The sequence below is a fragment of the Alkalihalobacillus sp. NPDC127517 genome (assembly GCF_050276055.1).
In the GTDB taxonomy this organism is placed as follows: domain Bacteria; phylum Bacillota; class Bacilli; order Bacillales; family Bacillaceae_D; genus Alkalicoccobacillus.
This window is the reverse complement of sequence record NZ_JBNNQX010000005.1, coordinates 258027-283356: the sequence shown is the minus strand read 5'-3', so window position 1 is coordinate 283356 and position 25330 is coordinate 258027. Positions and strand designations below refer to the sequence as shown.

The window sequence follows — 25330 nt, the reverse complement described above, 5'->3', positions numbered from 1 at the left end:
GTCACACCCGTTCCCATGCCGAACACGGCCGTTAAGCTCTTCTGCGTCAATGGTAGTTGGGGGCTTCCCCCTGCGAGAGTAGAACGTTGCCGGGCTTTTTTTTGTTTATACATATATTAATTTATTTATTTATTTATTCCACAGTAGCTCAGTGGTAGAGCAATCGGCTGTTAACCGATCGGTCGTAGGTTCGAGTCCTACCTGTGGAGCCAATATTTGCTTTGCTTCCATAGCTCAGCAGGTAGAGCACCACCATGGTAAGGTGGGGGTCAGCGGTTCGAATCCGCTTGGAAGCTTATATAGAATTGTTCCACATAAAGGTTTCTCCGATGATGGGGAAGCTTATTTTTTTGTTTTTAATGCTAGAATCAGAATCATTTAGTAAATAAATGACTAAAGTAATCCATAATCCGAGATCACAGTGACTTCGGTGAATAGGAAACCCTTATTTCATGCTGTAAGATTGACCTAATGCTCTTAGCTCAAGCGCATTTTAGGAGGTTAGGTCATGAATGCTTTCATAACAAAAACTGAAAAGGTTAAAACTAGTTGGATCCTATTAATAATCTCAAGTATTTTAACGATAAGTATTATTTATTGGTATGTTGGGAACCCGCAAAGATTTATAGAGGTGAGAATTGGTTATCATGCAGAGTTACTGAATAACTTAATGGTTTGGCTTTTTACTCTAGTTATTATTCTTGCGTACAGTATATACACTGTCTATGCTATACCATTTATAAGAAGTCATCTTTTTACGTTTAATTGGTTGAAGATTATTGGTATATGGGCTGCGTTTGCAACAGGTATAGTAGAAGAAGTGTTGTTTCGCCAAGTATTAATGGACTATCTTTACACTTTGAATCTATCAAGTGTTACTCAAATCATCACTTCTGGACTAGCTTTTGGTTTGGCTCATGGTGCATGGGGTTTGCTAAGGAGAGAAGTAAAAGTTATTTTTCCTGTTATTGTCAACAACGGTCTGAAATTCCCTGTTTTCAACGGAATCAAATTCCCTTATTTCAGCGAATGATAGCCGGTTGAACGCCGGCCTTTTTCTTTTCCCTCAGTCGATACGAATTCCCTTTTATATTAAAGGTTGTTGAATGATGAATGAGGCGATCTAAGATGGCAGTAGCTAACACTTCGTCACCAAATATTTTACCCCATTCTACATAAGATTTGTTTGATGTGACGATCATCGCACCATGTTCGTATCTTTTAGATATGATCTGAAACAACGTATTTGCACTTAAATCATCAAAGCTAAAATAACCAAGCTCATCTATGATTAGTAAATCTGGTCGACTATACCTCTTGATAATCCGTTGGATTAACCCTTGTTTGTCAGCTTTTTGACACTCAGATATAAAATCGTTTGCTGTAATAAACAAGGCATGATGTCCTTGCGTTAATGCTTCATAAGCCATTGAGATGGCTAGATGAGTCTTGCCTACACCAGGTGGACCCAAAAGTAGTATATTGTCACCGTTGTGAATGTACCTACCGGTTAGTACGTCTTTTACTCTTCGTTCATCAATGCTAGGTTGGAAAGAAAAATCGAAATCATGGATGCTTTTAGTAAAGGGTAGCTTGGCCTTTTGAAGGCGCTTATTAAAAGCTGCTTTTTCTTTTTGCTCCATTTCTTTCGATAAGACCGTGATTAAGAAGTCGGAATATGGTACATTATTTTTAGATGCGTCTTCAAGCAGACCATCTATATGATCGGCGGTGTAATGCCAACCGATTTCTTCTAAGCGTTCAACTAGTAGGTTCGTGTTCATAACGATTCACCATCCTCTAGTTGCTCATAGATTCGAAGGGAACGTTGTTCCACTTTGATCTCAGAGGACTGTAAACGGCTGTGGGTCGGCAAACCAACAGTAGTCGTTTGCAGTCCTTTATAATGTTCTAGGTGAATATGGTCTCTTGCTTTTCCGGTAATAATCGGGTGTTTAGCTATACATTCATAGTGATCGAAGATCTCTAGATGGTGATCTAATGTTTCTTTTACTTTCAACTCCTGCCCCACATATCTAAAAGGAACAGAGTATCTCTTTCCATTAAAAGAAACAAAACAATCTTTACTGACTTTTCTAATCTCCCAGTGATGGATAGGGAAAAGTGGCTTACTATTTGAATTCATCAAATATCGTTGCTCATGATGGAATCGCGTATTTGGAGCTTCTAGAGTCGTTTGGTGAACCTTCCGGTTCGCTGTCTGCTCTAACCAAACTCTCACATCATCGTTCAGTGCTTTTAAAGTGGGTTCATGCTTACGCTGCATAAAGTTTTTCTTTAAATAACCAACGACATTTTCAACTTTCCCTTTCGTCTGAGGCCGATAGGGTTTGCATGCTTTTGGTGAGATGCCATAGTATGCTAGAAATTCTTCAAACTTTCGATTAAACCGTATTTCCACTGGACTATGTTTAATAACAGCCGTTTTCATATTGTCATATAAGATTTGCTCAGGTACTCCATTGAAGAAGGCGAAAGCATTCATATGACTCTTCATCAAGGTTTCCAAATCCATGCTATCTGTAAACTCCACATATTTCATTCTGGAATAACTCAAGATCATCACAAACGCATAGATATCTTTCTCTTCATTATCTACCATTACTTTTCCGATATGTCCCCAATCCATTTGAGCCTGTTTACCTGGAGGTGTCTCATACCTAATAGTAGCTTGTTTCTTAGGCCGCGTACGAAATGGTCGAACAAAATCCCGAAGGATTGTCAGTTTTCCCTCATAACCCATTGATTGTATTTCTTCCAATAACACAGTACAGTTTGTTGTTCCTTCTTTTATACGCTTCAATAGATACTCTTTGTAAGGTTCCAACTTACTCTCTTTTTTTAAGGTTTTCTTCTTAGAGGGTAATCCGTCAGAATGTATGTATTTCCTAATGGTTTTTGGATCGAATCCAGTTTCACTTGAAATAGCAGTGATAGACCAGCCTTTCTTGTGTAATTCTTTAATCATCATAAATTCCCCAATCTTGATCATCACTTCTACACTCCAAACAGATTCTAGTATAGAAATGATTATCTGTTATTATTGAGGAATTTGAAACCGTTGTTATTAGGGATTTTATCACCGTTGCTCACATTATAGTCTCTACTACTATTTTAGGATGTTTACTAGCGGCTCTCTATATCTTTTCAGGAAGAAGTACACTAGCTCCAATTATCGCACATGTAGTTATTAATATGATTATTGAACCGTGGCTTATGCTTTCTGCAGTTTCAGGGAAATGGAAATACTCAGTATAACAAAAAAAGCGCACCCACTAGTCGGAAGCACTTTTAAGATAAGGCAGTAAAGCTTTTACTCATATAATTTTGATGAAAAACTGATAAAACAAGTTAGTACCCTTTTCGTGAGTCAGTTCCTTTTCTGGTATGACATACATTCCTACCAAACATCCAAAATCCTCTGAAAATGGGTAAACACGTTTATCTGGTATTTTGACCTCATATTCATCATCATTATAAAAAAGACACCAAATATCTTCGTCTAGAACTTTTAAAAAGATCCCCTCAATATCATGATTGTTCTCGTAATATCCTACATGCATATGCATGGTTTCATCAAAAAGCATAGTATAACGTTCCTCCCAGCACTACTAAACGATGTACAAATGAAGAGCCTCATCTGAGAAATGAAGAATCTAGCTTAAACATTCCATTAGGCTTTATTTACTCTGATCTCTATAACCTTTATTACTATATAAACGATTAAAAAACCACCTGCAGCGTAAACTACCATGCGAGAAATTGTTAGAAGCCCATCATGTACATGATTAGAAATCAGAAAGACAATCGTCAAACTAATTAAGAGAAGAAGGTATGGGATAACTTTAGCGATGAGGATTAATCCTTTCTTATCTTCAACGCTCCATTTGTTTTTATAAATAGTTAATACCGTCCAAGCTGCGGGTACTGACACAATAGTTAACGGTACGATCGCAACTGCGAGTATATTCTTGAGCATGCCTGAACTAAGGGAGAGCCCCACCCATGAGAAAATAGTTAACAAAAGGGTTATAATAGTTATTGGTAACAGAGATTTCCCTAAGTTAAGCTGCTTCTCCGCAATCGTCCCCATATCTGTAAAAATGGGCTTTGTCCCTGGAGCGGCACGAAAAATGTGTGTACCGTGATCGGATAACACATGAGTCCAACCTGATTCTGAAAACAAGTTGATATATTCATCCTGCTCAGCGTCATCCAGTTTCCGATAATCAATATCATAAATATACTCAGCCGGTTCTCCTTTCTTAAGCGTATATCCCATGAAAGCAAACTTTTCTAGGTGCCAGCCTTCTTTTGACTTAAGTTGCAGCTTCTTCATATCCGTTTCTTCTCCAAAGGCCAACCCTTCGGACACTATATACTTAGTGGTTTTCATCTTCGCCTGCCTCCTTTAGTTTAAGTCCTGCTTCTGCTAATTGAATCATCTTCTTGCGTAGCTCTACATCTTCTTCTAAAACGACTCTTCCTTTTTGAGTGAGTAAGTATGTTTTTCTTCTTGAGTCTGTTGCATCATGTAAGTAAATCCACTCGTTTTTAAGTAATTTCTTAATAATCGTGTACATGGATGCAGGCCCAATGGTTAGAATGCCATCCGTTGTTTCTTCGATTAGGTTCATGATGGCGTACCCGTGCCGTGGTTTTGTTAAAGCAGCCATAATGTAAAACATAGAGTCAGTTAATTGTTCGGTTGGTTTCATTTGATCACCTGTTTCTATTTTATATCATAATATGATATATCTAAAAATAATATATCTATTTGTGATATAAAAGTCAACTCTTATTTCCTTCCCACAAATGATGTTTCTAATCCCAGCATAAGGGAATGGGTTCCTAAACCACTTGAAATGAAGGAGGGATTGTCTTTGAGGAAATATATGAAGATAAGTGCATTCATTTCTGTTTTTGCTTTGGCTGTGGCGTGTAACACCTCGGCAGACACAGATACACAGGAACAAAACGAGCCAACACAAGACGAATCACAGCAAGAAGTGACTGAAACAACCGAGAGTGATAAGGACGACGAGCAAGCTCCAGAGAGCGAAGCTGAATCTGATGACGATAATGAAGAAAACGGTGATTCAACAGAAGGCGATGAAGCAGAGACCAGTGACGAAGAGCCGGTGGAAACAGAAGATCTTGCAGTTTCAGAAGAAGAGAACAATGAAGATGAAGAATACACGGAAGAACAAGTGAGAGGCGGGTACCTAATCTATACAGAGGTTCTTGAAGGACAGGATTTAGTCTATTCGTTTGTTCGTACCCCTGAAGATTTAAGTGTAGAGGAGAGATTTCATCAATCCTTAATGGAGAGCGATCAATCTCAACGAGAGCTGTTTTCAAATGTATCTGATTTTGAATTAGATGGAACGACGGCTAACTTTTATTACGATGAGAATGAGACATTAAGTATGGCGTCTTCAGAGTCATCGATATTTTGGAGTATGCTTGATGAAATTGGCTTTAGGTTTGGTGTAGAAGAAGCAAACCTATTCAATCAAGATGGAGAAAGAGGACTACAGTTTGCGGAGAACGAATGGAATGAACCGATTGAAATAGAGAGTGAGCTGAACCGGGGATATTATGTTATAACTCAAGAGACTTCCAATGATGGTGAGCCCCTTTACATCAGCGGTGCCACTGCTGAGGAAGAGATGAATGATCCGAATGGTGAACCATTTACTTTTGAACAAACGCTTGAAGCAATGACAACGGTTCAAGAGAATGATGGTGTTTATAAAACAGGTTTGTATGAAGGTTTATCCATTCAAGAGGCGGAGATAGAAGACGGTCTAGCAACGGTTCGATATGAACTCATGCGAGACGAACAAGCTCCTGAAGACGAACGAATTCAGTTTGAGCATGTGATTCAACTGGCTGCTCTTGATTTTCAAGTGAACGAACTACAACTGATCAATGAAACCGACCGGGTGATCTCAATCTATCCTTTAAATGAATTGGCTGACGCGAGTGTTGAGAATGAAGGATCAGAGAATCAGTCAAAGATTGAAAAAGAAGACGTTTCCGATTTGGTCTATGATTATATTAAAGAAAATGATGTGTTTGATACAGAAGAGATCGGTATGATGGTAGAAGAGCGCGAGGGAGAGGACCACTATGCTGTAGCTGTCGGTTCTTCAACTGAAGAGAAGTTCACCACGTATGCTTGGTATCAGGTTGATAAGGAAACGGGTGAGGTTGATGAGAGGGAATGAATACACGCTCTATGATTCAAACAATCTTAATAGCGTTTCTTCTTATACTCTGTTAAAGACATCTCAGCATTATGAGATTGTATCCCTAATTCTTGGTTTGAAGAGAGATCCCTCAAAATATGTATCGCATCTTTCTTGCGATAATTCATTTCTATTGCAAGGCCACTAGCCCAGATTAAGACACCGGGATTTGTTTGTTCTAACAGACGGTCAATGATTTCAGGACCATTGTCTTTGTCACCATGTATTTCATCAGATAATGCAAAGAGAAGGGCCGCAGACTTATTTCCTTTTCTGTAGTTTCCTGAGTGTTGTGTATCATCATGAATGGTAGCGTGTTTGATGAATGATTGGATTGTTTCTTCTAAGTTCATGGGAAGCCTCCGCATGTTTAAGTGTATAGGTCTAATAATAATTGCAAACGTGCACTAATGACATTCAGGTGCACGTTTTTTGGATATTCTATGATACTATAAATAAAAAAGGGATGGATGCGGTGATGTCAGTAGTCAGCGAAACGATAAGCGTATTTAATTGGACAGATTTTGGGTTTGAACTGTTACCGATTGTTCTTTTAGCTGGTGTGATTATGGTCGGTATTAAGAGCCTGAAAAGCTTAAGAAGGTCTACTTAGAGATCCACTTTATAGTCTAATGATAATTCATCTCCCGGGAGACCACGAATACCCCAGTTTTGTTTAGGTGTTTCAAAGATCGTTATTTCGACATCGTGAGGGGACAGTTGTAGCTGATCTTCAAGCCGATTGAATAGAAGCTGAATCAGTTTCTTTTTTGTATCTAGGTTTCTGCCTTCAAAGATGCTAATTTCTACAATTGTATAGGCAGAAGATCGACTTAAGTCATAATGAAAATCATCTTCTTCCATAGGAAAGAAGCGATGAAATCTTTTATTTGGTGGGAACTCAAATGCATCAACTAGACAAGAATGAATTGCATCGGAAAGTGATGCTTTGATTGGATTTAGCTTTTCTTTTAATCCATAAATCTTAATTTGACCCAAATTAATCTCTCCTTTTTAATAATTTCATTCATTACACACTCCCTTCTATAAACGCATTCTGATTCCTTCACAAATTAAAGGAGAGTTTTAACATGTATTTTCCAAAATTCTGGGCAAAATCAGTAGTAAATGAAAAAGAAGCTTCAGGAGACTCAGTATCCATTCCTGTATGGCGATGGTCTGATCATAGCCTGGATGATGCGCAGCAACAGGCAAATCAAGCGGCTGAGCTTTTGCGAAATCGCATTCGTTCTGGTGAGTATTTGTCGAATGAATATTACGGTAATCGACCTGTTCGAGAAGAAGTGATCTTTGAACAAAAAGATGAGCAAGAATCGGTGGAGTTGGTCATTACGCGGAATGCGCAGGGTTGTTTGGTGTTGAATACGGCTCATGTGATGTTTGTGGACGTTGATATAGAAGAACCTACCCCAACGCTATTTAAACGCGTTCTCGGTTTGTTTTTTGAACCAACTGAAAAACCTGAAACGACTGAGGAAGCAGCTATTAAGCATATAAGAGGATGGGTTGAAGAACATTCAGAAAGAGGCGTACGTGTGTATCGAACTCGCGGTGGGTTGCGCTACTTATTAACGCATAAAGTCTACACACCAGGAAATGCGGAGTCAGATCGGTTGTTGGAGCAGTTGAACAGTGACCCGCAATATCGAAAGCTGTGCTCTGCTCAGAAAAGCTTTCGAGCACGGTTGACTCCTAAGCCGAAACGCATTGGATTGTATAAACCCCCTGTGCGTTTCCCTTACCTGAAACAAGAGGACAAACAGCAGCTGGATCAATGGGAGCAAAACTACAAAAGCGTATCTTCCGAGTGGCGAACCTGCGAGCATGTTGCCACGTTCGGGAATCCTACGATCCATCCTCAGGTACAGGATGTGATAGACCTACATGATCAGATGACTGAATTACATAAAGATTTGCCACTAGCATAACAGATGAAAAAGGAGCGATTATATGGATGTATTTGCAGAGTTTTTAGAAGGGATCGATAACCCGGATCACCGCGCGAGAACAGAAGAGGTATTGGCGTGGGTACTTGAAACGTACCCGGAGCTTAAACCAAAGATCGCTTGGAATCAACCAATGTTTACACATCATGAAACATTTATCATGGGATTTAGTGTAGCGAAGCAGCATTTGGCTGTAGCACCAGAAAAGGTTGTGATTGACCGTTTCTCTGATGAAATTAAAGAAGCTGGTTATGATCATACGGCTCAATTGGTTCGCATGAAGTGGAAGATGCCGACGGACTTTTCTCTCATTGGTAAGATGATTGAGTTTAATATTCAAGATAAGGCTGAAGTGACAACATTTTGGCGTAAGTAGTAAAGGGCGAAACGAGCGGATGGTGCTTGTTTCGCTTTTTTTGTATGGGCTTCTTGCTTTTATTGGTGATCTTCTTGGTAAGAGGAGAGCGCGTCTTAGTGTAAGGGGATAGAGCTTGGTGGGATTTACGTTCAGCTTGATAAAATGGATCTTTTTCGTGTTAAAAGGCAGATCGTTCTTACTAACGAATCAATGTTTCTTGGTATGTATAAAAAAAATGATCTCATTTTAAATGTTATGCCACTTTTAGTGATTTGCTTACGTCTATATAAGTGAAGGGAGAGTGAGACTTTTTTGGAAGATAAAGAATTGGTTCAGAGGATGCTAAATGGAGATGAAATGGCCTTAGAGGCTTTACATAAACGATATGCTCGTCAGATCTATCACTATATCTTTACTGAAACGAGTAGTTATGATGCGGCAGAGGAGATCCTTCAAGAGGTCTTCTATAAAGTGGCAACAAAGATCAGTCACTTTAAACAACGCTCATCATTTAAGACATGGATCTACGTGATTACAAGACATGCCATCATTGATTATTATCGTAAACAGGAAACGCAACTGAAGACCATTCCATTACAGGAAGAGTTTATTGACTACCATAGAGAAGTTGGACAGGGAGAGCAGCTATCAGAGCTTCAACATCTAATTAACCAGCTACCTTTAAAGTACCGGCGCATTATGCATCTTAGGTACGTGGAGGAATTCTCATTACTTGATACAGCAAGGATTACAGGGGTATCTGTGATGTCAGTAAAGTCTACGCAAAAGCGTGCAAAAAAGATGCTGAAGACGCAGCGGAATGAGGGGGTAGCGTGTAATGGATAATCCCAAAGAGAAGAAATACATTGTCTTACCTCATAGTGCCTACACAAAAAGCTTAAAAGCGTTCAAACAAGGTATGCAAGACACAGAAGAACCAAAGCCAAAAAGCAGAGGCGCTTATATCGCATCAAGCCTTGGAGCCGCTGCGTTACTCGGGTTCATTGTTTTTACTTTCTTACCGATGACCGACAACCAAGAACAGCCGGCAGATGAAGAGAATCAGGTGGAAAAAGTGGAGGAAGTGAAAGAAGAGAAAGCTGTGGATTTTGATGAAATTGGTGTAGATGAGGAATTGCTTTCTGAGGTGGTGGAGAGACCGGACTATGAGCTAGGTGATGTTGGTGCAGGCGATAACTCATTCCATAATGGTGAACTTCAGCTAGCTGTACCGGATGATTGGGAATTGAGTAGAAGCAATGACGCTTTTGCTAACGGAACCAAAACGATATTAACGGGATTTGGTGGAGTTCGTCAAACCATTCTAATCTTTGAAGACGAAGCCCTACCTGAAGAAATTAATCAAGCAAAGGAAGAGCTGCTGTCAGATATTATGTATACAGAGGCAACAGAAGTTCCGATGGATTGGCTGACATATCTATTTAAAGAAGAACATCAGTTAGGTATTGAGTTCCACTTTCTTAGTAGATATGAAAATCGTTTTGCAATTGAGTTAGATGATACGACTAAAATGTATACACTACTAAATGAGAACGATAGACGTTTATATGATTATGTTGAAGCCGATTTATTTGGGAAGAAGCTCATACTATTAACGGATATCAATTCAACTCATTCTAGTAAACTTGCTTCGACATATATTACTTTGAGTGGTATTACTCCAAGTAACGCTTACGAGATGGTAGCAGCTTATGGCCCTTATGAGCAAAAGTACGGCAGGCGCTCATCGATCACCATATTAACAGGAATGCCTAGGTATGATTTTACAGAACTACTCCTTTACGAGCATGAGCTAGGATTTACAAGTTATCTAGAAGAGGGAACGGAAGTAGAAAAAATTGAGCGGAATGGATTCACGGAATGGAAATTTGTTCATGAGAAGAATGGAAACAATAGTTACTATTCGTTTGGAAAGTTAGATCCATCCGTTTCAATTGAAGATGCGAAGGAAACGTTAATAAATGGATATGAGTTTGATCCTCAATATGTTGAAGGGGCAAGTCATGTAAGCTTCTATCATATATTGCGACAAGGTCAGGCTAATGAAATGCTAAGGACGTTTGAACTCGTGCAGAAGCAGGGTGAGTGGTATTATATCTTCACTCAGGCTGATAATCGTGAGGGATTTTATTCTCCTAAAATCGGCGCATTAGCCACCAAATTCCAACAAGAAATCATGTTCCACTAAACGAAAAAGGGTGCCCTGCCACGTGCAGAGCGCCCTTTTTGCTAGAGTTCCCGACAAGCCCAAGCATCAATCTCCACTTTAAACGGCGGCGCGGCGAGTGCGACTACATACAACAATGTAGTACATGGAAGGTGGCCATCGAGAAAGTCTTGAACAACTTGTCTCCGTCGATCTGAATCAAATTCTCCGACTAAATAAAAGACTAGCTTCGTTATGTCTTTAATCTCCATCTCTGCTTCATCAAGATTTAGTTTAATGTTGTGTAGTGCTAGTTTTAACTGCTCAATGGGATCTTCGGGAATTCTGTTGTCTACACCCATCCCAAGCTGACCTGATAGGGTAAGCCACCGATTTGGACCTGTGACTTCCATTTGATGTACGTAGGGGGCTACGGGTTGGTGGACGGTGTTAGGGTTTCTTGATGTTTTCATATGTTGCCTCCGTTCTGAAATTTATTTAAAGGAATTTCCTCTCATATCTTGAATGGTACAAGATATCAGTTAATAAAGGAGTGCTTTTTATGCAGGACCGAATTTTAAACAATAACCGAGAGGAGTATGAATACCTTCTTCTCCTTGTCACGATCTGTTCATACCTTACATTTAAGAAAATCAAGAAACTCGAACGCTATAAAAAGAAACTAAAAGAGCAGCTTCATATTACATAGAAAAGGAGAGACATGATGCTAGATGATCCTTGGTTTACTGTTCAAGAGATTGATTCTACCACATTCGCATTAAGTGAATATGGTCATTGGGAGAAGGTTCATTCGTTTCTCCTTATTGGAGATCAGAGAGCTATATTACTAGACACCGGGCTTGGTATTGATGATCTGTCGAGAGTGACCTCGCAGTTAACCAAACTTCCAATTGATGTATTAACGACTCATGTACATGCAGATCATATTGGAAGTCATGGTCAATATGAGCGGATCTTTGTGCATGAGGCTGATCGAGACTGGTTAGTTAACGGGATACAAGGACTAACCATAGACCAAATACGAAAGGATATGAGCCGAGATATTACAATTCCACCCCCTCATTCATTTGACGCTAACACATATCAACCGTTTCAAGGCGAGCCCACTGGTTTGTTGCGTGATGGTCAAGTATTTGATGGTGGGGGTCGTGCGTTAACCGTATTACATACGCCTGGACATTCACCGGGTCACCTCTCATTTTTTGAAGAGAAGAGTGGCTATTTGTTTACCGGAGATTTGTTGTACGACACCACACCTGTGTATGCTCACTATCCATCAACGAGTCCGAGTGATCTTGCTGATTCCTTAGAGAAGGTTGCTGCTCTTGAAGGTGTCAGTAGAATTTATGGTGCTCATAATACACTGGGCCTTTCCCCTGAGATATTAATGGAAGTGAAGGATGCAGTTTCATACTTGAGAGAGCATAACTTACTCCGTTTTGGTACTGGGATACACCAGTTTAATGGGTTTAGTGTTCAGTTCTAGGTTAAACAAACGTTTGATTAATACGTTAGTTCAAATGTGGAGTCGGGTTTGGGTCGCTTTGGCATATGCTCATATGCCTTGAAGGTCAGCGTAAGCCCCGTTTCTTGATCTGGTAGAGTAGGGATAATGACAAAGCTTGTATTCATGTGATCGCCTGTTCCACCGCCGTTGGACCACTGACATTCATATTCTATCTCACTCCCTTTTATTTCAAGTTCATAAAAAGGATGCTTCTCTTGAGGGTTTGAGTTATAGTCCGTTGCTAGATTAAGCACACTGGCATTTTTATATTGTCTGATTAAAGTAATGGAGTGGAACACGTCCTTGCACATCACCCCTTTTAAGACGGGGATATTCTTAAGAAAGTCTTTAGGCTCAACGATTGGCCTATACTCGTCCTCGTAAAAAAGGGTGGAAAATAAGCTATGTAAAAACGCCTCTTCAAATTGAAGTTCTTTTGCCCATTTTGTGAGAAGCGACTCGTGTGGGAAGCCTGGATTGTTTTGTGTGCGTTTCTTTCGTTCGGAGAGTAGCTTTAGGATTTCTTGATCTAACTCTTGAATCGAGTCATCATAATAATCGGCAGGTGGTTTAAGTGAAACTTGGTACATGTACGTTCCTCCAATGCTGGTTGTCTATGAAAAAAGAGAGCAGAATGAGTGGGTTAAATACGATTACGTTTAACTATAGAATAACAAGCCCCTCACATGCTTTGTCGAGTAAACAAAGAAGCGATGCTACTGCTATCTTAGGCGTAGAAGGGGATTTCTCCATTAAAAGTATAGTTGAATGGTTAAAGGTAGATCACGAGAATGATCGAGCGATTAACTTGGTATACTCTTCTTTAAATCAAGAATGGCTTGGAGGTGCATGCCTTCATGGAATATGGTTCGAACAAGCACTTGTTCAATATTTCAGTAGCAGGAAAGACCTCAGAAAGTCGTTCTCCATAAGTTTTGCGGATGTGTTCTGGTTGGGTACGGAGCAATTCCTTTAACTCGGAAAAGGTAGGTGTGTCAGCTTGAAAGGAGGCAGGAGATGTTCCAAAGCCAAACCACTGTTCAAAGGAATCAGGTACGCCGGAGGATTCTTTTGTTAGTGCTTTAATCCAGTTGTACTGATCTAAGTAGACGTGTCCGAGGTTCCACCTTATATTGTTGTTGAAATGAGGAGGGATGATCTCTGCTTCCTCCTCAGTAATGCCTTCTATTGAATAGAGAAGCCACTGCCTGTACGCTTTTAATTGAGTAAAAAGGTTTGATTGCGTTGGATTCATATGATCACCTTTTCCGTGTTTTCTTTGTTTATTCGACAGATATGGTTCTATTCCTTCCATCGACTTCAGAGTTCTTTCATAAATACCCCAACAGTAACTCCAGATTCCTCCCAGGCACTGTCCCTTTCGTTAACACATAGGAAAAAGATCTCTCTTCCTGTAATCCTCGAATATCTACGGTTTGTAGCGCCTGATCCTTTAATTCCGTTTGAATCGTTGTCTCTGACAGAAACGCATAGCCAAGGTTATTCTTTACGCTTTCCTTAATCCCATGAGTTGAACTGAAGACAATGGTTGAGCCTAGCTGAATGTGGTTCGTATCCACCAAGTGATCAAAGGAGGAACGGGTTCCAGAGCCTGCTTCGCGGATAACCCATGTCTTGTTCTGTAGTTCTCCTAAGGTGTTCGGTTTATCTACATCTCCAGAGCACACAACGCGTAGTCGGTCCTGCTGAAAGGGTGTGAGGGTTACTTCTTTTGAAGTGGTTTCACCTTCGACAAAGCCTATGTCGACTTCAAAGGTTCTGACTGCATCAATGACAGAGTTAGAATTGCCCATGGTAATACTAATTTCGATCAACGGATGATCGCGACGTAAGCGAGCAACCAGTTGGGGCAATATGTATTCCCCAATCGTGAAGCTTGTCCCAATTCGTATATGTCCTTCTGCTTGATGCTGTTTTTGATAGAGAGATTCTTTTGTTTGCTCGTACAGAGCCTTTATCTTTAATGCTTGTTCATAGAAAAAAGCACCTTCTGCTGTCACATGAAGGGATTTAGTTGTTCGTTTAAAAAAGGTAGCCGAGAACTCCCTTTCTAGATTCCGGATATGAACGCTAACAGTGGGTTGTGAGAGAGACCGTCTTATAGCCGTCTTAGTAAAATTTTTTTCCTGTACAAGTGTAATAAAGGTCTCAAGCTCATCCATATGCATCAGGTTCACCTCTTTTATTTGTTTTTTTAATTAATATCATTATATATATTTATTTCACAAATAAAAAGAAGGGGAGTAAGCTTGAGGTAGACATCAGGAGGAGATTGTATGCGTAGTGGAAACTTTTGGGTTGGGTTAGGATTAACGTTTAGTATTGCAGGGATTGCTTATTTCATAGCACAGATTCCTTATATAGAGGTTCTGGGGCACTTAGTGGTTGCGACTCTAATTGGTGTTCTCTGGAGGGGAACCATCGGAATTAATCGCAATTATCTTCCAGGTGTGGAGTATGCTAGTACGAGACTTCTTCGTTTTGGAATTATCTTACTTGGATTACGATTGAACTTATCAGATATGTATCAAGCTGGATTACCAGTCTTTTTTTATGCGTTTGTGTTGTTGATTACTACATTAGTGCTTGTTTATGGATTATGTCGTGCCTTTCGCGTGAATCAAACCTTAAGTATCTTAACAGCATGTGGAACGGCGATTTGTGGGGCAGCAGCGATACTGGCCATCGCTCCAATTGTCAAAGCAAAGGAACAAACCATAGGCGTAGCAGTCGCTGTGATAGCGCTACTTGGAACGGCTTTTACCATTATATATACCCTTTTGTATACGTGGGTCCCATTCTCAGATAACCTGTTCGGCATCTTCGCTGGAGGAACCTTGCATGAAGTGGCTCATGTGGTTGCTGCTTCATCAGTGGGGGGAGAAGAGGCTGAGAACATGGGGGTTGTTGTAAAGCTTACAAGAGTTGCATTGCTTGTACCCGTGGCGTTCGGAGTCATGACTTGGTTAAACAGAGGCGCAAAGCAAACCGGATCTAAGAACGCGCCACTGATTCCGTGGTTCCTCTTTGGGTTTATTGCGATGAGTGTGGTGAATACACTTGGAATCCTTCCCTCATCAATTATCGATGCGTGTATCTTTCTATCCTATCTCCTTCTTGCCATGGCAATGGCTGGACTTGGTCTAAAGATGGATGTAACGATTTTAAGAAAACAAGGAGGCAAGGTTCTTCTAGCTGGGTTCATGGGAACAATGATCTTGGTCCTTGCAGGTTTTACGTTACTTAAGTGGTTACCATTCTAATGTTTGGCTTATGTGAGTGGGTGGTATAGATGTGTAGGTAACAACGAGAGCCAATGGAGGTCATTTAAAATGGAAACGTTTCAAGTGCTTATGGGGGTAACGAGCTTAAGTGTCCTGTTAACTGCCTATGCCGAAACGAATGAAGCAAAAGCTAAGTTGATTAAAGAGAGTGCAGCGAACAAACTTGCGCCAAGCAATAAGTCTCAATAGAAGAAAAGAGGGAAGGTGGATTAGATCCACTTTCCCTCTTTTTTAGGTTGATTCTATTTGTTTAATTGAAATCAGATAACGTCCTATCTGTTTCTTAAGGTAGAAGGGGCGTTTTTTTATTTTACGGAATAGAGTTCATCTTCTGCTTGTTTTCGCCATTCTACCATTCGATCATGGAGGCGTTCAATATCATACATTTCCATACCTCCTTTTAAAGAGTCAGCTCTCCGATGTTGTCTAGTCCTTCATGTTGTTTATGAGTAGAACGATCAATCACTTCACCCTTGGCTGTTTCAAGCAAGTATTGTACAGCCGCTTTTTGACTTGGTGAGTCAACGTAGATGGTTCCAAAAAGATGAATGGTGTTGAGGCGCTCACTTAATGATTCGGGTGCGACAGAACTTGATAGTGTTAAGGCTTTTTGAACAACTAACGTAGTATCATGCCCCAACATCTCAATGTCTTCATTTTGCCAATCTTCTTTGTCCACTGATCGAATTGCATTCTCATAGGAAATCACTTCAGTTTCAAAGCTGTGGAGGGACTCGTATACTAGATCTTCTACGTCCTCGTGGCAGACAATGTAAGAAGTAGAATGAATGGAAGCAAACGCCTCTTTAAAGGCTTCACGAGACACAGATTTATTGATGAATATGGGTTTGTTTAAATAAATTGATTGTTGTTTGAATCGTTTAATCGACTGTCTTGAGAGAGTTAATGGTTTGGTTAACTCAAGATAACTAGTTGGAATCACCTCTGTTTTTCCAATTATAGTTGTTTTTTTATGAAAAACTTCTTCTTGATGTTTATACAGTGTAGCCTTGCCAGTTAACATGATGTTGGCTATCTTCTCATTGAATAACTTTAGGTCAAGGTCTGCATCTAAAGTTAACTTACCTGTAATGAGCAAGGGAGTTTGTGGATCTAAACCAGTTAAGTACCCTTTCGTTACCTTTACATGACCCGTCGTGAATTTTGGCATGACCTCGTCATATGTTATGACCTGACCACTTGTATTTTTTAAAATAATGCCTGTTGCCCCGTACAGCTGGGGGGGAGTATAAACAACTCCACTTACATATAGCTCGCATTTTGTTTGTTTTAACTGCTCAACGGTTACGTCCTTAGCGATAATACAAAGACCGCTAATCATAACCAATGTCGTTTGATCAAAGGCCATGAGGTAGTCTGAATCAATCGTTAAGGAACCACTAACTGACCGAGTATCATGATCAATTTCAAGCGTTTTGCCGATGTTCTTCGCATTAAGTAATGGAAGCAGATGTGCTGTTTCTCTTGAATATAATACAAGTCCTACATTGTTAATCTCTTCAATTTCTTCAATACTTTCTTTCGTTGCACGGACAATGTTCAACGTACCAACATTTCCAATTCTTCTTCCCATTTCTATTCCTCCTCAATATACTCTCTTAATGTGTTTAAAGCCTGAGCTAGGTGATAACGAATGGTTGAAGCACTTAGCCCGGTTTGCTCTGCGATTTCTTTGCTTGTTAATCCAATCCAATATCGTTTAAAAACCATATCACTTTGATTTTTTGGAAGTTTGCTTAGTAACTCGACCATTTCAATCGATGAAACCCCAACTGCTGAGAATGCTGGTGCGTACTCTTCTTCCCATTCTTCTTCACGTTGATGCTTACGGCGATGATCAATCAGGTTGTTTTTCATCACCCGGTAAAACCAAGCCTTTTGCTTATGACGTGGCCACGTCTCAATCTCTCGTTGGCTTAAGGCTTTTTCTACTGCGTAACTAATCAAATCATCAGCTTCCTGGTGATGTCTTGCAATCGACCTAGCGAAACGTAAAAGGTCTGATTCAAGGTCAATGTACATTTCTTGCACAAGCATCATTCCCAATCTCCTTGATGTATTAGTACTAGTGTAGCCGATTCATCTAGATAACGGATAAGAGAGAGGAAGTGTTGGTGAAAATTGAAAAAGATTTTGTAGAATTTTAGCGTCTTTTGTCTGGTTTTTAATGAGAAATTTCAGTTTTTACATATGTATACGTTTACAAAGAAGATCAAGGGTGATAGACTGCATTTAAGTAATAAATATTACTTTTTAAATTAATATGTAATAAAATATACTTAAGATAAGGAGCATGTTTTATGGAGATCGCTGTATGGGCTTTAGCAGCTTTTATCGTTGTTGTCTTAATTTGGGCTATCTTTACAAAGCGAAATATTGGTGAAGCCATGATTTTAGGCTTTGTTATAACGCTCATTTTCTCTGGAAGTCGAGCATTTGAACTCTTTTTGCCTAGTTTAATGACAGGGCTTACACATTCTGTTGTGTTTGCTTCGTTAGCGTTTATTTTTATGGCACAACTTATTAATTACACAGGACTTATAGGTAGGATTATTCAAATTTTAAATTCACTAATTGGTCGCTTGCCTGGAGGGGCTGCGTATGTGAATACATTTGGCTCTTCGCTGTTTGCGCTTGTTGCTGGTTCAGGCTCTGGAATTGCAGCAACAACCGGTTCAATCACAATTCCTTGGATGGAGAAATCAGGTTGGAGAAAGGAACATGCGGCTTCCGTTGTAGCAGGGAACTCTGGCTTTGGAAGTATTATTCCTCCAAACTCTACGATGTTTATCATGCTTGGATTTGCGCCGGTAGCTGCTAGTGTAACAGAGAGTAATTTATTCTTAGCCTTATACATTGCAGGTATGTATGCATTAATTCATCGTCTTGTGGTTGTATACATCATGACAAAGAAATACAACATTCAGCCGATTCATCCAGATTTGATTCAGCCCTTATCAAAATCATTTAGTGAAGGATGGACCTCACTCCTTATTTTCTTAGGAATCATTATTCCGCTCATTATTAACTTTGGGCCGTTATCTAAGTGGTTCTTGTCTCATGAAAGCTTGGGTGAGGCTGTGATGGGCTCCATTTCTTTCATTGTCTGGGTGCCAGTCTTTATGATTTTCTTTACGTTACTTGTCGGACGTAATCATTTACCAAAAGGAAAACAACAGTGGACGGCCTTCTTTGAAAAAACGGCTCCATCGTATTATGTGATTGGACCTGTACTCATTTTCACTTTTGCTACAAGCGCAGTATTAAATGAAATTGGGTTAACAGAACAGCTGCAAGCGTTAATGACATCGTTCGCCCTGCCAAAATGGTTAATGGTCGCTATTGTAGGAATTGTTATTACACTTGTTGCTACACCGCTTGCAACGTCTGCAACAATTGCCACAATTGGTCTTGCATCATTTGGAGCTTTAACAGCTGTAGGGGTAGATCCACTGGTAGCTGTTGTTACGATTATGATGTTTGGGGCAACGGAAGGAAGTACGCCAACTTCAGGACCAATTTATGTAGCAACGGGAATGGCGAAGGTTGGGCCAGAAAAAACATACGTTCCATTACTTCTTTTCTATACCTTACCTTTAATGATTATTAGCTGGTTAATTGGGATGGGCATCATTCCAATCACATTTTAGGAGGAGAGGCTATAATGCGGAAAATCATCTTAGGTATTTTTATATTGTCTGTCATCCTTTTTACAGTCTTGGGAACGGTTTTAGTTTTTGGACAAATGCTAGGGTTGTTTACGTTCCAAGCGAACTGGGTTATCGGGCTTAATGACAATCTAGCAAGTACTGTTTATTTTATGACGTCCATTGCTGCCTTTAGCGGATATCTATTATCTTATTTTAAGCAACCAAAAGTAGAGGAAGAAGGGAAATAACATGACAAACGTTGAAGTTAAACCAGTACCAGATGTTTTACCCGAGGATTGGGTTCAAAGAGCAAGAAAATTAAGTACAACATTACTAAGTGATGTTGTTGATACACCTCCGGAAATGGACTATAAGATAAAGCCTTGTAATATAGATAGTGTTTTAGTGGGATCAGCTGTAACGGTTGATGTAAATGATGGGGATAATCTAGCTGTTCATCATGCAATCTATCAGGCGCAGCCTGGGCACGTGCTTGTTGTTTCAGCAGGTGCATATGAAAAAAGAGCGATCATTGGTGAACTGATGGCGAGCGCGGCGGCGGCTCTAAACCTAAGTGGCTTCGTAATTGATGGATTAATTCGCGATTACCACATGCTCGCTCACTCATCATTCCCCGTGTTCAGCCGTGGAGCAATCCCAGGTGGACCAACTAAAAATGGACCGGGAATGATTAATGGGTCTGTGTTTTGTGGAGGGAAAGAAGTTGAACCGGGAGATTTCATCATGGGAGATGCAGATGGAGTGATCGTCTTACCTAGACATAAGGTAGAAGAGGCGTTAAACCGAGCAGAAGAAAAAGCAGCATACGAGCAAACAAGGTTAAAAGATATCTCTGAAGGTAAGATTAAGCCAAAATGGCTGTAATATGAATCTCTTTAAAGGATATTAGACACTGTATTCTAAGTTCGATATGATTCTTTTAGATCATATTATCCTTTAAGGAGAGGAATTCATTGAAAAACCCCTTGGAGACATTAAAAGAACAGTTAGACTCCTTACCACGATCGCAGAAGTTGGTCGTTGATTATATTATTGGACATTATACAGAAGTTGGCTTTATGACTGTCGAACAATTAGCCACAAAGGTTGGTACAAGTACAACTACGGTTATGAGACTGATGGCAAACGTAGGGTATTCAGGTTATAGTGATTTTCAGAAAAATCTACAAATAGTTTTAAGAGAAGAATCAGCTCCACAAATAAGATTAGAAGAGAATTTGAGAAACCATACCCATAGTGAAGGCTGGAGACGTCATTATGAGCTTCAGTTAGATCAAATTCAAAATGCGACTCAATTAAATACAGAAGAAAACTTGGCTGAAGCGGTTAAATTAATTACCCGTGCAAGGAATCGATATTGTACTAGTGTCAGAAGCGGGTTACCCGTTGCACAGTACTTAACACACAACTTAAATAGAATGATTGGACAGACGAAATTAACACTTGCTGACTCAAGTGACTGGGTGGATGATGTCATCTCCTTTTCAGATCAGGATGTACTCCTTGTTGTCAGCTATTCAAGATATGGCTCACGTTTAATAGATTACGTTAACCAGGCTAAGAAGAGAGATGCTAAGATTATCACCATAACAGATAAGCTTTCATCTCCTCTTGCTTCGTACTCGGATGTAATCATTACATGTCCAGCTGAAAGCTTGGCATCCCACAATTCTATTGTTTCATCTATTTTTGTTGTCGATTATTTGATAAGTGCGCTATCAGTCGAGAAATCAGAAAACATTTCGAATAGGCTTACGGAGGTTGATCGTATCCTCAAAGATATGGAGTACCATGTCTACAAAAAAAGAGAATGATTAATTGTAAAGGGTGTTTAAGATGAAGATCGGGTTCTTAGGATTTGGTGAAGCGGCATTTGAATTATCAACAGGATTAAAAGAAGAAGGTCTCGAGTCTATTCAAGCCTATGATGTTATGGCAAATGACGAGACGTTTGGCCCGAAGATTAAGGAACGAGCACAAAACGTGGGAATTGAGTTAAAGACGACCTTACCTGAATTAATAACGGACATCGAGGTATTGTTTGTTGCTGTGCCCGCGAGCAAGGCGCTCGAGGTAAGTAAAAGTGTACGCGAGCAACGTATCGGTAACGAGTTTTTATATGTAGATGTCTCTGCTTCAACTCCTAAGGTGAAGCAAGATATCGAAGCAGGATTAAAAGAAGATGGTATTGCTTTTGTTGACGTTGCAATGCTTGGACCTCTGCCTGTTTATAAACATAAGGTACCTATTTCCGCAAGTGGAAACGGTACGGATGAACTGATTAGTAAAATGGAACCCTATCATATGAATATTACATCTGTTGGTAATCAAGCAGGGGATGCATCTGCTGTTAAACTGATACGAAGTGTATTCATGAAAGGAATTGTGGGTCTTTATTTGGAGACGTTAGAAGCCTCAGAAGCTTTTAATGTGTCTGATGAGGTGCTGCTATCTATAGAGAATACGATGGATAGTCATTCCTTTATAGATACATTAAATCGTCTTGTGACTGGAAGCGCAGTGCATGCGGAAAGAAGAGCCTTTGAGCTTAGCGGATCAATTGAAATGCTGCAGGAAGCAGGCATCAATGCAAATCTGACCCAGGCTGCCAAAGATCGATTGGTCGAGCTTGCAAAGGTCTCTGTTCCATATCAAGGAGACGAGAAGCCGGATACTTGGAAACAGGTATTGACAAGGTATGAGCATTCAAAGAGTACTGAAGGAAAATAAATGTTTAATTTCTAATAACTTCTATGTAGACTAAAAGAACGAGTATGAGTCGTTCATGTCTACATAGGAGTTTTTTTATGGAATGTGGGGAGAATCAAATGCCAAAACAGCAGCCATTAGAATTATATTTAGGGCCAACCTTGGACCTCGATACTGTATTTAACAAAGAAGAGCACTGGGGAGAGCCATCCATTGGGTTTGATGGCTCGTTGTATTTTTTACGTATAGTGAATGAAGAAGCTTATAGCGAGGTGATCCTAACCAATTCGACCCAAATCCCTTTTGACTTTCAAGTTGCGATTTTGACGAATCACCAGGTAGAAGTATTTACAGTTAAGGATCAAACGAAGGCTTTTGATTTTGTGCAGCCTCTTCCAAAAGGACGTTTAATTATGGTAGATGCCAGAGTTTCTTACTATGGTAATGGAGTGTTTGACCAAAATGCGAGTGTATTTAAACGTGGAGGAAACGAATTCCAACCGATTCGAGAGTTTTTAATAGGTGATGGGATCAGTCATCTTTATACCACGGAGAAGGGGTCAATCTGGACAGGGTATTTTGATGAAGGGATCTTTGGAAGTCATGGATGGGGAGATCCATGGTTAAAAGGCTCGCCACCTCCCATTGGAGAACCAGGCGTAATTCAGTGGGACTCAAAAGGAAGTCAACTATTTGCGAATGACCAAGTGTACATTGCAGAGTGCTATTCAATGAATGTAGTGTCTGATCATGAGGTTTGGTTTTATTATTATGATTCATTTAAAATTGTTCATTTAAAAGATGGTGTATTTAAAGGGTATGATCCTTTTCTCGAGGGGGCAAGTGATCTAGTTGTTAACAATACGCATCTTATGCTGCGGGAGGATGCTGTTTTTTACATTTATGAAATCGAGGAAGAGAGCCTAAAACAGATTGCGATCGTTCATCTAGTCAATGAAAAGGAAAAGAAGATGGGTGTCGCTAATACTTCCTTTGACGTAAGAGGGGATCGAATGGTATTTCTATCTCAACACTATCTTTATGATGTCCGGTTGCATGAAATGGTAGAGATGGTGAAGGAAAGGATGGAGGGATGGGATGGACTTTAAAGATAAATTAAACAAGTATGTGGACCTGATTCTAAGTATAGGTTTAAACGTTAAACATGGAGATCGTATTCAACTTAAATGTAACACTGAACATATTCATATAGCTCGACTTTTGGTTCGACGCGCATACGAACTTGGTGCTGCCTATATTGTGTTGGACTTGCAGGATCATGAGATTGATTCAGCAAGGTATGAGTTGCTTCATGATTCCTTCATAGATTCATTTCCTTCTATTCTAGCTGATCAAAAGTTAGCCTTATACAAAGAAAAATTTATACAGCTTACACTTATCGCACCTCATTTAACATTAGTCGGTGATTTAGACACTGAACGGGTACATCGAATAAATAAAGCGAGATCACTAGCCATGCGTGATGTAATGACCTATGGGATGGAGAATCATTCTAGGTGGATTGTTGCAGCTGCAGCTACAAATGAATGGGCTAAATTAGTATTCCCTGATGAGGAAAAGGAGAAAGCGACAGATCAGCTTTGGGAAGAGATTTTTAAGGCAACAAGAGTATTAGAAAAGGACCCTGTGCTTATATGGAAAGAACATATCAAGTCACTTGAAAGCTATCAGATGATCCTTAATCAAAAGCAGTTTATTGAGTTACATTTTTTTAGTGAAGAAACAGATTTATATGTGGGGCTAGTTGAAGACCACAACTGGATTGGCGGATTAGAAAAAACATCCTCGGGAGAATCTTTCATTTCAAATATTCCTGTTGAAGAGATATGGACGATGCCGCACGCTCAACGTGTAAACGGACACGTTAAACTGACAAAGCCTCTTTGGGTTGCCGGGCAGCTTGTTTCAAATTTGAAGATCTTTTTCAAGGATGGAGCTGTAACAAAAATTCTGTGCGATCAAGAAGAGGTTGTGAATCAACTTTTACGTACAGATATTGGGGCAAGTAGGTTGGGTGAAGTAGCTCTGGTTTCAGTGGACTCTCCGATAGAGCAAACTGGTTTATTTTTTCACCAGACACTTTTTGATGAGAATACAGCTAGTCATTTAGCATTTGGTCAAGCGTATTCAGATAACCTCGTTGGGAGTAACCAGTTAAGCAAAGAAGAGAGAGAACATAGAGGGATGAATGAATCCTCTATTCACGTAGATTTTATGATTGGCAGTAAAGATATGAGTGTATTTGGTCTAACTTATGATGGAAAGCGCGAGTTAATCATGGAAAGTGGGAAATGGGCATTGGATTTAAGTCAGTGCTAAGCTTTTAGGAGGGAGGAAGTACGGTCACTTCTTGGTAAATTCCTCATATTTCTTGCACTCACACGTATTCTCCTTGTTATAAGAGGGGCGAGCTTGGTAGATGTGACATTTAGCTTGTTTTTTTCTCTATTCTTCTGGGTAAAGGAGCATTTGTTCTTGGTATAAAGAAATCTTTCTTGGTAATGGCCGTACTCCTTGCTAGATGGAGCCATGCGCTTGGTAAAAGACGTATGGCTCCCAGAAATGTGGAGTTTTTTTGATTGAATGCCCGCGCAGTCTTGGTAATTATGCTTTTTGTCTTGGTAATTATGCTTTTTGTCTTGGTAAATGTGCTTCTAATAGATCTTTTATCTCAAGCAGGTCGTTAATGACAAAATCGGCTTGCGCCAGCTCGTCTGCTTGTGCGAAGTCAAAGTTACATCCAAATGATTGTAATCCGTTGTCTTTGGCTGCGTTGATGTCCGATAGTCGATCGCCTACGACTACGGCATGTGTTATGTGATGGGTTGTGAGGATTTTTTTGACGAGATCTCCTTTGTTCAGGGTGTCAATTTGTTGAATGCTGTAGGTTTCGTCGATCCATTCATCTAGTTGATAATGCCGGACAATGGCGGCGAGGTAATCAATTAATCCGTTACTTGCAATATAGATGAAATAGTCATGTTCCTTGAGGTAGCGGAAAAGCTCTTGGACATTTGGGTAGAGGGCGCCTTGGCCGTTATGTATGTTCGTGATGAGTGTACTTAGAAAGTATGCATCTGTTTGATTGCGGATGGTTTCAGAGTGATTGGGCAGTAAGGCTTCCCATACTTTTGGAAGGGGAACGCCCATGATTTCACGATAGGTGTCAATGGGGGCTGGCCTGTCCCATTCGCCTAGTGAGCGTAAGTGGTTAAACGTATCATCTAATGAGCGTTCAAGTATTCTATCAGTTTGAAATAGGGTGCCGTCCATATCAAATATAACGGATGGATTCATTTTTATCTCTC

Annotated in this window: 32 protein-coding genes, 2 tRNA genes, 1 rRNA gene and 1 pseudogene; 22 read left to right on the top strand and 14 right to left on the bottom strand. The window is 40.0% G+C overall.

The window, feature by feature from the left end; all coding sequences use genetic code 11:
• The 4 genes from rrf to ACQKKO_RS08945 form a co-directional block, all read left to right on the top strand.
• A 5S ribosomal RNA gene (rrf, locus tag ACQKKO_RS08960) occupies positions 1-95 on the top strand; the annotation flags it as partial.
• Positions 96-137: 42 nt separating this feature from the next.
• Positions 138-212: transfer RNA gene (locus tag ACQKKO_RS08955), tRNA-Asn, on the top strand.
• 11 nt (positions 213-223) lie between these two features.
• A tRNA-Thr gene (locus tag ACQKKO_RS08950) sits at positions 224-296 on the top strand.
• Positions 297-508: 212 nt separating this feature from the next.
• Positions 509-1033 carry a CPBP family intramembrane glutamic endopeptidase gene (locus ACQKKO_RS08945; protein ID WP_498646322.1) on the top strand — a complete coding sequence of 175 codons (525 nt, stop codon included), beginning with the start codon at positions 509-511 and terminating at the stop codon, positions 1031-1033.
• On the opposite strand, the gene istB is transcribed toward ACQKKO_RS08945, so the two are convergent.
• A complete protein-coding gene (gene istB / locus ACQKKO_RS08940; protein WP_498646320.1) occupies positions 1023-1784 on the bottom strand; it encodes an IS21-like element helper ATPase IstB in 762 nt (253 codons plus the stop codon). The two genes, ACQKKO_RS08945 and istB, sit on opposite strands and share 11 nt — an antisense overlap.
• Complete coding sequence (istA, locus tag ACQKKO_RS08935; RefSeq protein ID WP_498646318.1) at positions 1781-3013, bottom strand: IS21 family transposase; 1233 nt, start codon at positions 3011-3013, stop codon at positions 1781-1783. Before istA ends, istB begins: the two co-directional genes overlap by 4 nt.
• A 47-nt stretch (positions 3014-3060) precedes the next feature.
• Between istA and ACQKKO_RS08930 the strand changes: the two genes are divergently transcribed.
• Entirely contained in the window at positions 3061-3279 is a 219-nt protein-coding gene (locus tag ACQKKO_RS08930) for a CPBP family glutamic-type intramembrane protease (RefSeq protein ID WP_498646349.1), read from the top strand.
• Between the two features lie 59 nt (positions 3280-3338).
• Here ACQKKO_RS08930 and ACQKKO_RS08925 read toward each other — a convergent pair whose 3' ends face one another.
• The 3 genes from ACQKKO_RS08925 to ACQKKO_RS08915 form a co-directional block, all read right to left on the bottom strand.
• Entirely contained in the window at positions 3339-3608 is a 270-nt protein-coding gene (locus ACQKKO_RS08925; protein ID WP_498646316.1) for a DUF3986 family protein, read from the bottom strand.
• An 86-nt stretch (positions 3609-3694) separates the two neighbouring features.
• On the bottom strand, positions 3695-4417 hold the full coding sequence (locus ACQKKO_RS08920; RefSeq protein ID WP_498646314.1) for a DUF2812 domain-containing protein: 723 nt from the start codon (positions 4415-4417) through the stop codon (positions 3695-3697).
• Positions 4404-4739, bottom strand: a complete 336-nt coding sequence (locus tag ACQKKO_RS08915; protein ID WP_498646312.1) for a PadR family transcriptional regulator — start codon at positions 4737-4739, stop codon at positions 4404-4406. The genes ACQKKO_RS08920 and ACQKKO_RS08915 overlap by 14 nt, the downstream gene beginning before the upstream one ends.
• A gap of 165 nt (positions 4740-4904) precedes the next feature.
• On the opposite strand from ACQKKO_RS08915, the gene ACQKKO_RS08910 reads away from it, so the two are divergent.
• A complete protein-coding gene (locus ACQKKO_RS08910; RefSeq protein ID WP_498646311.1) occupies positions 4905-6254 on the top strand; it encodes a hypothetical protein in 1350 nt (449 codons plus the stop codon).
• A gap of 26 nt (positions 6255-6280) precedes the next feature.
• Here ACQKKO_RS08910 and ACQKKO_RS08905 read toward each other — a convergent pair whose 3' ends face one another.
• Positions 6281-6628 carry a hypothetical protein gene (locus tag ACQKKO_RS08905; protein ID WP_498646309.1) on the bottom strand — a complete coding sequence of 116 codons (348 nt, stop codon included), beginning with the start codon at positions 6626-6628 and terminating at the stop codon, positions 6281-6283.
• Between the two features lie 125 nt (positions 6629-6753).
• Between ACQKKO_RS08905 and ACQKKO_RS08900 the strand changes: the two genes are divergently transcribed.
• Positions 6754-6888 carry a hypothetical protein gene (locus ACQKKO_RS08900; RefSeq protein ID WP_498646307.1) on the top strand — a complete coding sequence of 45 codons (135 nt, stop codon included), beginning with the start codon at positions 6754-6756 and terminating at the stop codon, positions 6886-6888.
• Here ACQKKO_RS08900 and ACQKKO_RS08895 read toward each other — a convergent pair.
• The gene (locus ACQKKO_RS08895) at positions 6885-7274 is read right to left on the bottom strand and encodes a tautomerase family protein (RefSeq protein ID WP_498646305.1); all 390 of its coding nucleotides are present in this window, start codon (positions 7272-7274) and stop codon (positions 6885-6887) included. The two genes, ACQKKO_RS08900 and ACQKKO_RS08895, sit on opposite strands and share 4 nt — an antisense overlap.
• Positions 7275-7366: 92 nt before the next feature.
• On the opposite strand from ACQKKO_RS08895, the gene ACQKKO_RS08890 reads away from it, so the two are divergent.
• The 4 genes from ACQKKO_RS08890 (at position 7367) to ACQKKO_RS08875 (ending at position 10809) form a co-directional block, all read left to right on the top strand.
• A complete protein-coding gene (locus tag ACQKKO_RS08890) occupies positions 7367-8224 on the top strand; it encodes a hypothetical protein (protein ID WP_498646303.1) in 858 nt (285 codons plus the stop codon).
• Between the two features lie 22 nt (positions 8225-8246).
• Entirely contained in the window at positions 8247-8618 is a 372-nt protein-coding gene (locus ACQKKO_RS08885; RefSeq protein WP_498646301.1) for an iron chaperone, read from the top strand.
• A 294-nt stretch (positions 8619-8912) separates the two neighbouring features.
• On the top strand, positions 8913-9446 hold the full coding sequence (locus tag ACQKKO_RS08880) for an RNA polymerase sigma factor (protein WP_498646300.1): 534 nt from the start codon (positions 8913-8915) through the stop codon (positions 9444-9446).
• Positions 9439-10809 (top strand): hypothetical protein, encoded by a 1371-nt coding sequence (locus ACQKKO_RS08875; protein WP_498646298.1) that lies wholly within the window; start codon positions 9439-9441, stop codon positions 10807-10809. Before ACQKKO_RS08880 ends, ACQKKO_RS08875 begins: the two co-directional genes overlap by 8 nt.
• 41 nt (positions 10810-10850) lie before the next feature.
• Here ACQKKO_RS08875 and ACQKKO_RS08870 read toward each other — a convergent pair whose 3' ends face one another.
• Complete coding sequence (locus ACQKKO_RS08870; protein ID WP_498646296.1) at positions 10851-11240, bottom strand: RidA family protein; 390 nt, start codon at positions 11238-11240, stop codon at positions 10851-10853.
• Positions 11241-11329: 89 nt separating this feature from the next.
• Here ACQKKO_RS08870 and ACQKKO_RS08865 point away from each other — a divergent pair, with 89 nt between their 5' ends.
• On the top strand, positions 11330-11476 hold the full coding sequence (locus ACQKKO_RS08865) for a hypothetical protein (protein WP_498646294.1): 147 nt from the start codon (positions 11330-11332) through the stop codon (positions 11474-11476).
• Positions 11477-11491: 15 nt separating this feature from the next.
• Positions 11492-12274 (top strand): MBL fold metallo-hydrolase, encoded by a 783-nt coding sequence (locus tag ACQKKO_RS08860; RefSeq protein ID WP_498646293.1) that lies wholly within the window; start codon positions 11492-11494, stop codon positions 12272-12274.
• 17 nt (positions 12275-12291) lie between these two features.
• Here the strand turns inward: ACQKKO_RS08860 and ACQKKO_RS08855 are convergent, their stop codons facing one another.
• The 3 genes and pseudogenes from ACQKKO_RS08855 to ACQKKO_RS08845 all read right to left on the bottom strand — a co-directional run bounded on the left by ACQKKO_RS08855 (position 12292) and on the right by ACQKKO_RS08845 (position 14484).
• A complete protein-coding gene (locus tag ACQKKO_RS08855) occupies positions 12292-12885 on the bottom strand; it encodes a hypothetical protein (RefSeq protein ID WP_498646291.1) in 594 nt (197 codons plus the stop codon).
• A gap of 213 nt (positions 12886-13098) precedes the next feature.
• Positions 13099-13550: pseudogene (locus ACQKKO_RS08850) on the bottom strand (DinB family protein).
• A 76-nt stretch (positions 13551-13626) separates the two neighbouring features.
• On the bottom strand, positions 13627-14484 hold the full coding sequence (locus tag ACQKKO_RS08845; protein ID WP_498646289.1) for a LysR substrate-binding domain-containing protein: 858 nt from the start codon (positions 14482-14484) through the stop codon (positions 13627-13629).
• A gap of 108 nt (positions 14485-14592) precedes the next feature.
• On the opposite strand from ACQKKO_RS08845, the gene ACQKKO_RS08840 reads away from it, so the two are divergent.
• Positions 14593-15579: a YeiH family protein gene (locus ACQKKO_RS08840; RefSeq protein ID WP_498646287.1), complete on the top strand. Its 987-nt coding sequence runs from the start codon at positions 14593-14595 to the stop codon at positions 15577-15579.
• Between the two features lie 69 nt (positions 15580-15648).
• Positions 15649-15789: a hypothetical protein gene (locus ACQKKO_RS08835; RefSeq protein WP_498646285.1), complete on the top strand. Its 141-nt coding sequence runs from the start codon at positions 15649-15651 to the stop codon at positions 15787-15789.
• A 211-nt stretch (positions 15790-16000) separates the two neighbouring features.
• Here ACQKKO_RS08835 and ACQKKO_RS08830 read toward each other — a convergent pair whose 3' ends face one another.
• A complete protein-coding gene (locus tag ACQKKO_RS08830; RefSeq protein ID WP_498646283.1) occupies positions 16001-17194 on the bottom strand; it encodes a hypothetical protein in 1194 nt (397 codons plus the stop codon).
• 2 nt (positions 17195-17196) lie between these two features.
• The gene (locus ACQKKO_RS08825; protein ID WP_498646281.1) at positions 17197-17661 is read right to left on the bottom strand and encodes an RNA polymerase sigma factor; all 465 of its coding nucleotides are present in this window, start codon (positions 17659-17661) and stop codon (positions 17197-17199) included.
• Between the two features lie 260 nt (positions 17662-17921).
• Between ACQKKO_RS08825 and ACQKKO_RS08820 the strand changes: the two genes are divergently transcribed.
• The 7 genes from ACQKKO_RS08820 to ACQKKO_RS08790 all read left to right on the top strand — a co-directional run bounded on the left by ACQKKO_RS08820 (position 17922) and on the right by ACQKKO_RS08790 (position 24341).
• Positions 17922-19271 (top strand): TRAP transporter large permease subunit, encoded by a 1350-nt coding sequence (locus ACQKKO_RS08820; protein WP_498646279.1) that lies wholly within the window; start codon positions 17922-17924, stop codon positions 19269-19271.
• A gap of 14 nt (positions 19272-19285) precedes the next feature.
• The gene (locus tag ACQKKO_RS08815; RefSeq protein WP_498646277.1) at positions 19286-19519 is read left to right on the top strand and encodes a hypothetical protein; all 234 of its coding nucleotides are present in this window, start codon (positions 19286-19288) and stop codon (positions 19517-19519) included.
• Position 19520: 1 nt separating this feature from the next.
• Positions 19521-20156 carry an RraA family protein gene (locus ACQKKO_RS08810; protein ID WP_498646275.1) on the top strand — a complete coding sequence of 212 codons (636 nt, stop codon included), beginning with the start codon at positions 19521-19523 and terminating at the stop codon, positions 20154-20156.
• 89 nt (positions 20157-20245) lie between these two features.
• The gene (locus ACQKKO_RS08805; protein ID WP_498646274.1) at positions 20246-21106 is read left to right on the top strand and encodes a MurR/RpiR family transcriptional regulator; all 861 of its coding nucleotides are present in this window, start codon (positions 20246-20248) and stop codon (positions 21104-21106) included.
• A gap of 22 nt (positions 21107-21128) precedes the next feature.
• Complete coding sequence (locus tag ACQKKO_RS08800) at positions 21129-22022, top strand: DUF1932 domain-containing protein (RefSeq protein ID WP_498646272.1); 894 nt, start codon at positions 21129-21131, stop codon at positions 22020-22022.
• Between the two features lie 77 nt (positions 22023-22099).
• The gene (locus tag ACQKKO_RS08795) at positions 22100-23110 is read left to right on the top strand and encodes a hypothetical protein (protein WP_498646270.1); all 1011 of its coding nucleotides are present in this window, start codon (positions 22100-22102) and stop codon (positions 23108-23110) included.
• Positions 23100-24341, top strand: a complete 1242-nt coding sequence (locus tag ACQKKO_RS08790) for an aminopeptidase (RefSeq protein ID WP_498646268.1) — start codon at positions 23100-23102, stop codon at positions 24339-24341. The genes ACQKKO_RS08795 and ACQKKO_RS08790 overlap by 11 nt, the downstream gene beginning before the upstream one ends.
• Positions 24342-24647: 306 nt before the next feature.
• Here the strand turns inward: ACQKKO_RS08790 and ACQKKO_RS08785 are convergent, their stop codons facing one another.
• Positions 24648-25319, bottom strand: a complete 672-nt coding sequence (locus ACQKKO_RS08785; RefSeq protein WP_498646266.1) for an HAD hydrolase-like protein — start codon at positions 25317-25319, stop codon at positions 24648-24650.
• Between the last annotated feature and the right edge of the window lie 11 nt (positions 25320-25330).

Excerpts from the sequence above, each read along its gene's own strand:
- ACQKKO_RS08945 (WP_498646322.1), top strand. The coding sequence starts at position 509 with ATGAATGCTTTCATAACAAAAACTGAAAAGGTTAAAACTAGTTGGATC.
- istB (WP_498646320.1), bottom strand. The coding sequence starts at position 1,784 with ATGAACACGAACCTACTAGTTGAACGCTTAGAAGAAATCGGTTGGCAT.
- istA (WP_498646318.1), bottom strand. The coding sequence starts at position 3,013 with ATGATCAAGATTGGGGAATTTATGATGATTAAAGAATTACACAAGAAA.
- ACQKKO_RS08925 (WP_498646316.1), bottom strand. The coding sequence starts at position 3,608 with ATGCTTTTTGATGAAACCATGCATATGCATGTAGGATATTACGAGAAC.
- ACQKKO_RS08920 (WP_498646314.1), bottom strand. The coding sequence starts at position 4,417 with ATGAAAACCACTAAGTATATAGTGTCCGAAGGGTTGGCCTTTGGAGAA.
- ACQKKO_RS08915 (WP_498646312.1), bottom strand. The coding sequence starts at position 4,739 with ATGAAACCAACCGAACAATTAACTGACTCTATGTTTTACATTATGGCT.
- ACQKKO_RS08905 (WP_498646309.1), bottom strand. The coding sequence starts at position 6,628 with ATGAACTTAGAAGAAACAATCCAATCATTCATCAAACACGCTACCATT.
- ACQKKO_RS08900 (WP_498646307.1), top strand. The coding sequence starts at position 6,754 with ATGTCAGTAGTCAGCGAAACGATAAGCGTATTTAATTGGACAGATTTT.
- ACQKKO_RS08890 (WP_498646303.1), top strand. The coding sequence starts at position 7,367 with ATGTATTTTCCAAAATTCTGGGCAAAATCAGTAGTAAATGAAAAAGAA.
- ACQKKO_RS08885 (WP_498646301.1), top strand. The coding sequence starts at position 8,247 with ATGGATGTATTTGCAGAGTTTTTAGAAGGGATCGATAACCCGGATCAC.
- ACQKKO_RS08875 (WP_498646298.1), top strand. The coding sequence starts at position 9,439 with ATGGATAATCCCAAAGAGAAGAAATACATTGTCTTACCTCATAGTGCC.
- ACQKKO_RS08870 (WP_498646296.1), bottom strand. The coding sequence starts at position 11,240 with ATGAAAACATCAAGAAACCCTAACACCGTCCACCAACCCGTAGCCCCC.
- ACQKKO_RS08865 (WP_498646294.1), top strand. The coding sequence starts at position 11,330 with ATGCAGGACCGAATTTTAAACAATAACCGAGAGGAGTATGAATACCTT.
- ACQKKO_RS08860 (WP_498646293.1), top strand. The coding sequence starts at position 11,492 with ATGCTAGATGATCCTTGGTTTACTGTTCAAGAGATTGATTCTACCACA.
- ACQKKO_RS08855 (WP_498646291.1), bottom strand. The coding sequence starts at position 12,885 with ATGTACCAAGTTTCACTTAAACCACCTGCCGATTATTATGATGACTCG.
- ACQKKO_RS08845 (WP_498646289.1), bottom strand. The coding sequence starts at position 14,484 with ATGCATATGGATGAGCTTGAGACCTTTATTACACTTGTACAGGAAAAA.
- ACQKKO_RS08840 (WP_498646287.1), top strand. The coding sequence starts at position 14,593 with ATGCGTAGTGGAAACTTTTGGGTTGGGTTAGGATTAACGTTTAGTATT.
- ACQKKO_RS08835 (WP_498646285.1), top strand. The coding sequence starts at position 15,649 with ATGGAAACGTTTCAAGTGCTTATGGGGGTAACGAGCTTAAGTGTCCTG.
- ACQKKO_RS08830 (WP_498646283.1), bottom strand. The coding sequence starts at position 17,194 with ATGGGAAGAAGAATTGGAAATGTTGGTACGTTGAACATTGTCCGTGCA.
- ACQKKO_RS08825 (WP_498646281.1), bottom strand. The coding sequence starts at position 17,661 with ATGATGCTTGTGCAAGAAATGTACATTGACCTTGAATCAGACCTTTTA.
- ACQKKO_RS08820 (WP_498646279.1), top strand. The coding sequence starts at position 17,922 with ATGGAGATCGCTGTATGGGCTTTAGCAGCTTTTATCGTTGTTGTCTTA.
- ACQKKO_RS08815 (WP_498646277.1), top strand. The coding sequence starts at position 19,286 with ATGCGGAAAATCATCTTAGGTATTTTTATATTGTCTGTCATCCTTTTT.
- ACQKKO_RS08810 (WP_498646275.1), top strand. The coding sequence starts at position 19,521 with ATGACAAACGTTGAAGTTAAACCAGTACCAGATGTTTTACCCGAGGAT.
- ACQKKO_RS08800 (WP_498646272.1), top strand. The coding sequence starts at position 21,129 with ATGAAGATCGGGTTCTTAGGATTTGGTGAAGCGGCATTTGAATTATCA.
- ACQKKO_RS08795 (WP_498646270.1), top strand. The coding sequence starts at position 22,100 with ATGGAATGTGGGGAGAATCAAATGCCAAAACAGCAGCCATTAGAATTA.
- ACQKKO_RS08790 (WP_498646268.1), top strand. The coding sequence starts at position 23,100 with ATGGACTTTAAAGATAAATTAAACAAGTATGTGGACCTGATTCTAAGT.
- ACQKKO_RS08785 (WP_498646266.1), bottom strand. The coding sequence starts at position 25,319 with ATGAATCCATCCGTTATATTTGATATGGACGGCACCCTATTTCAAACT.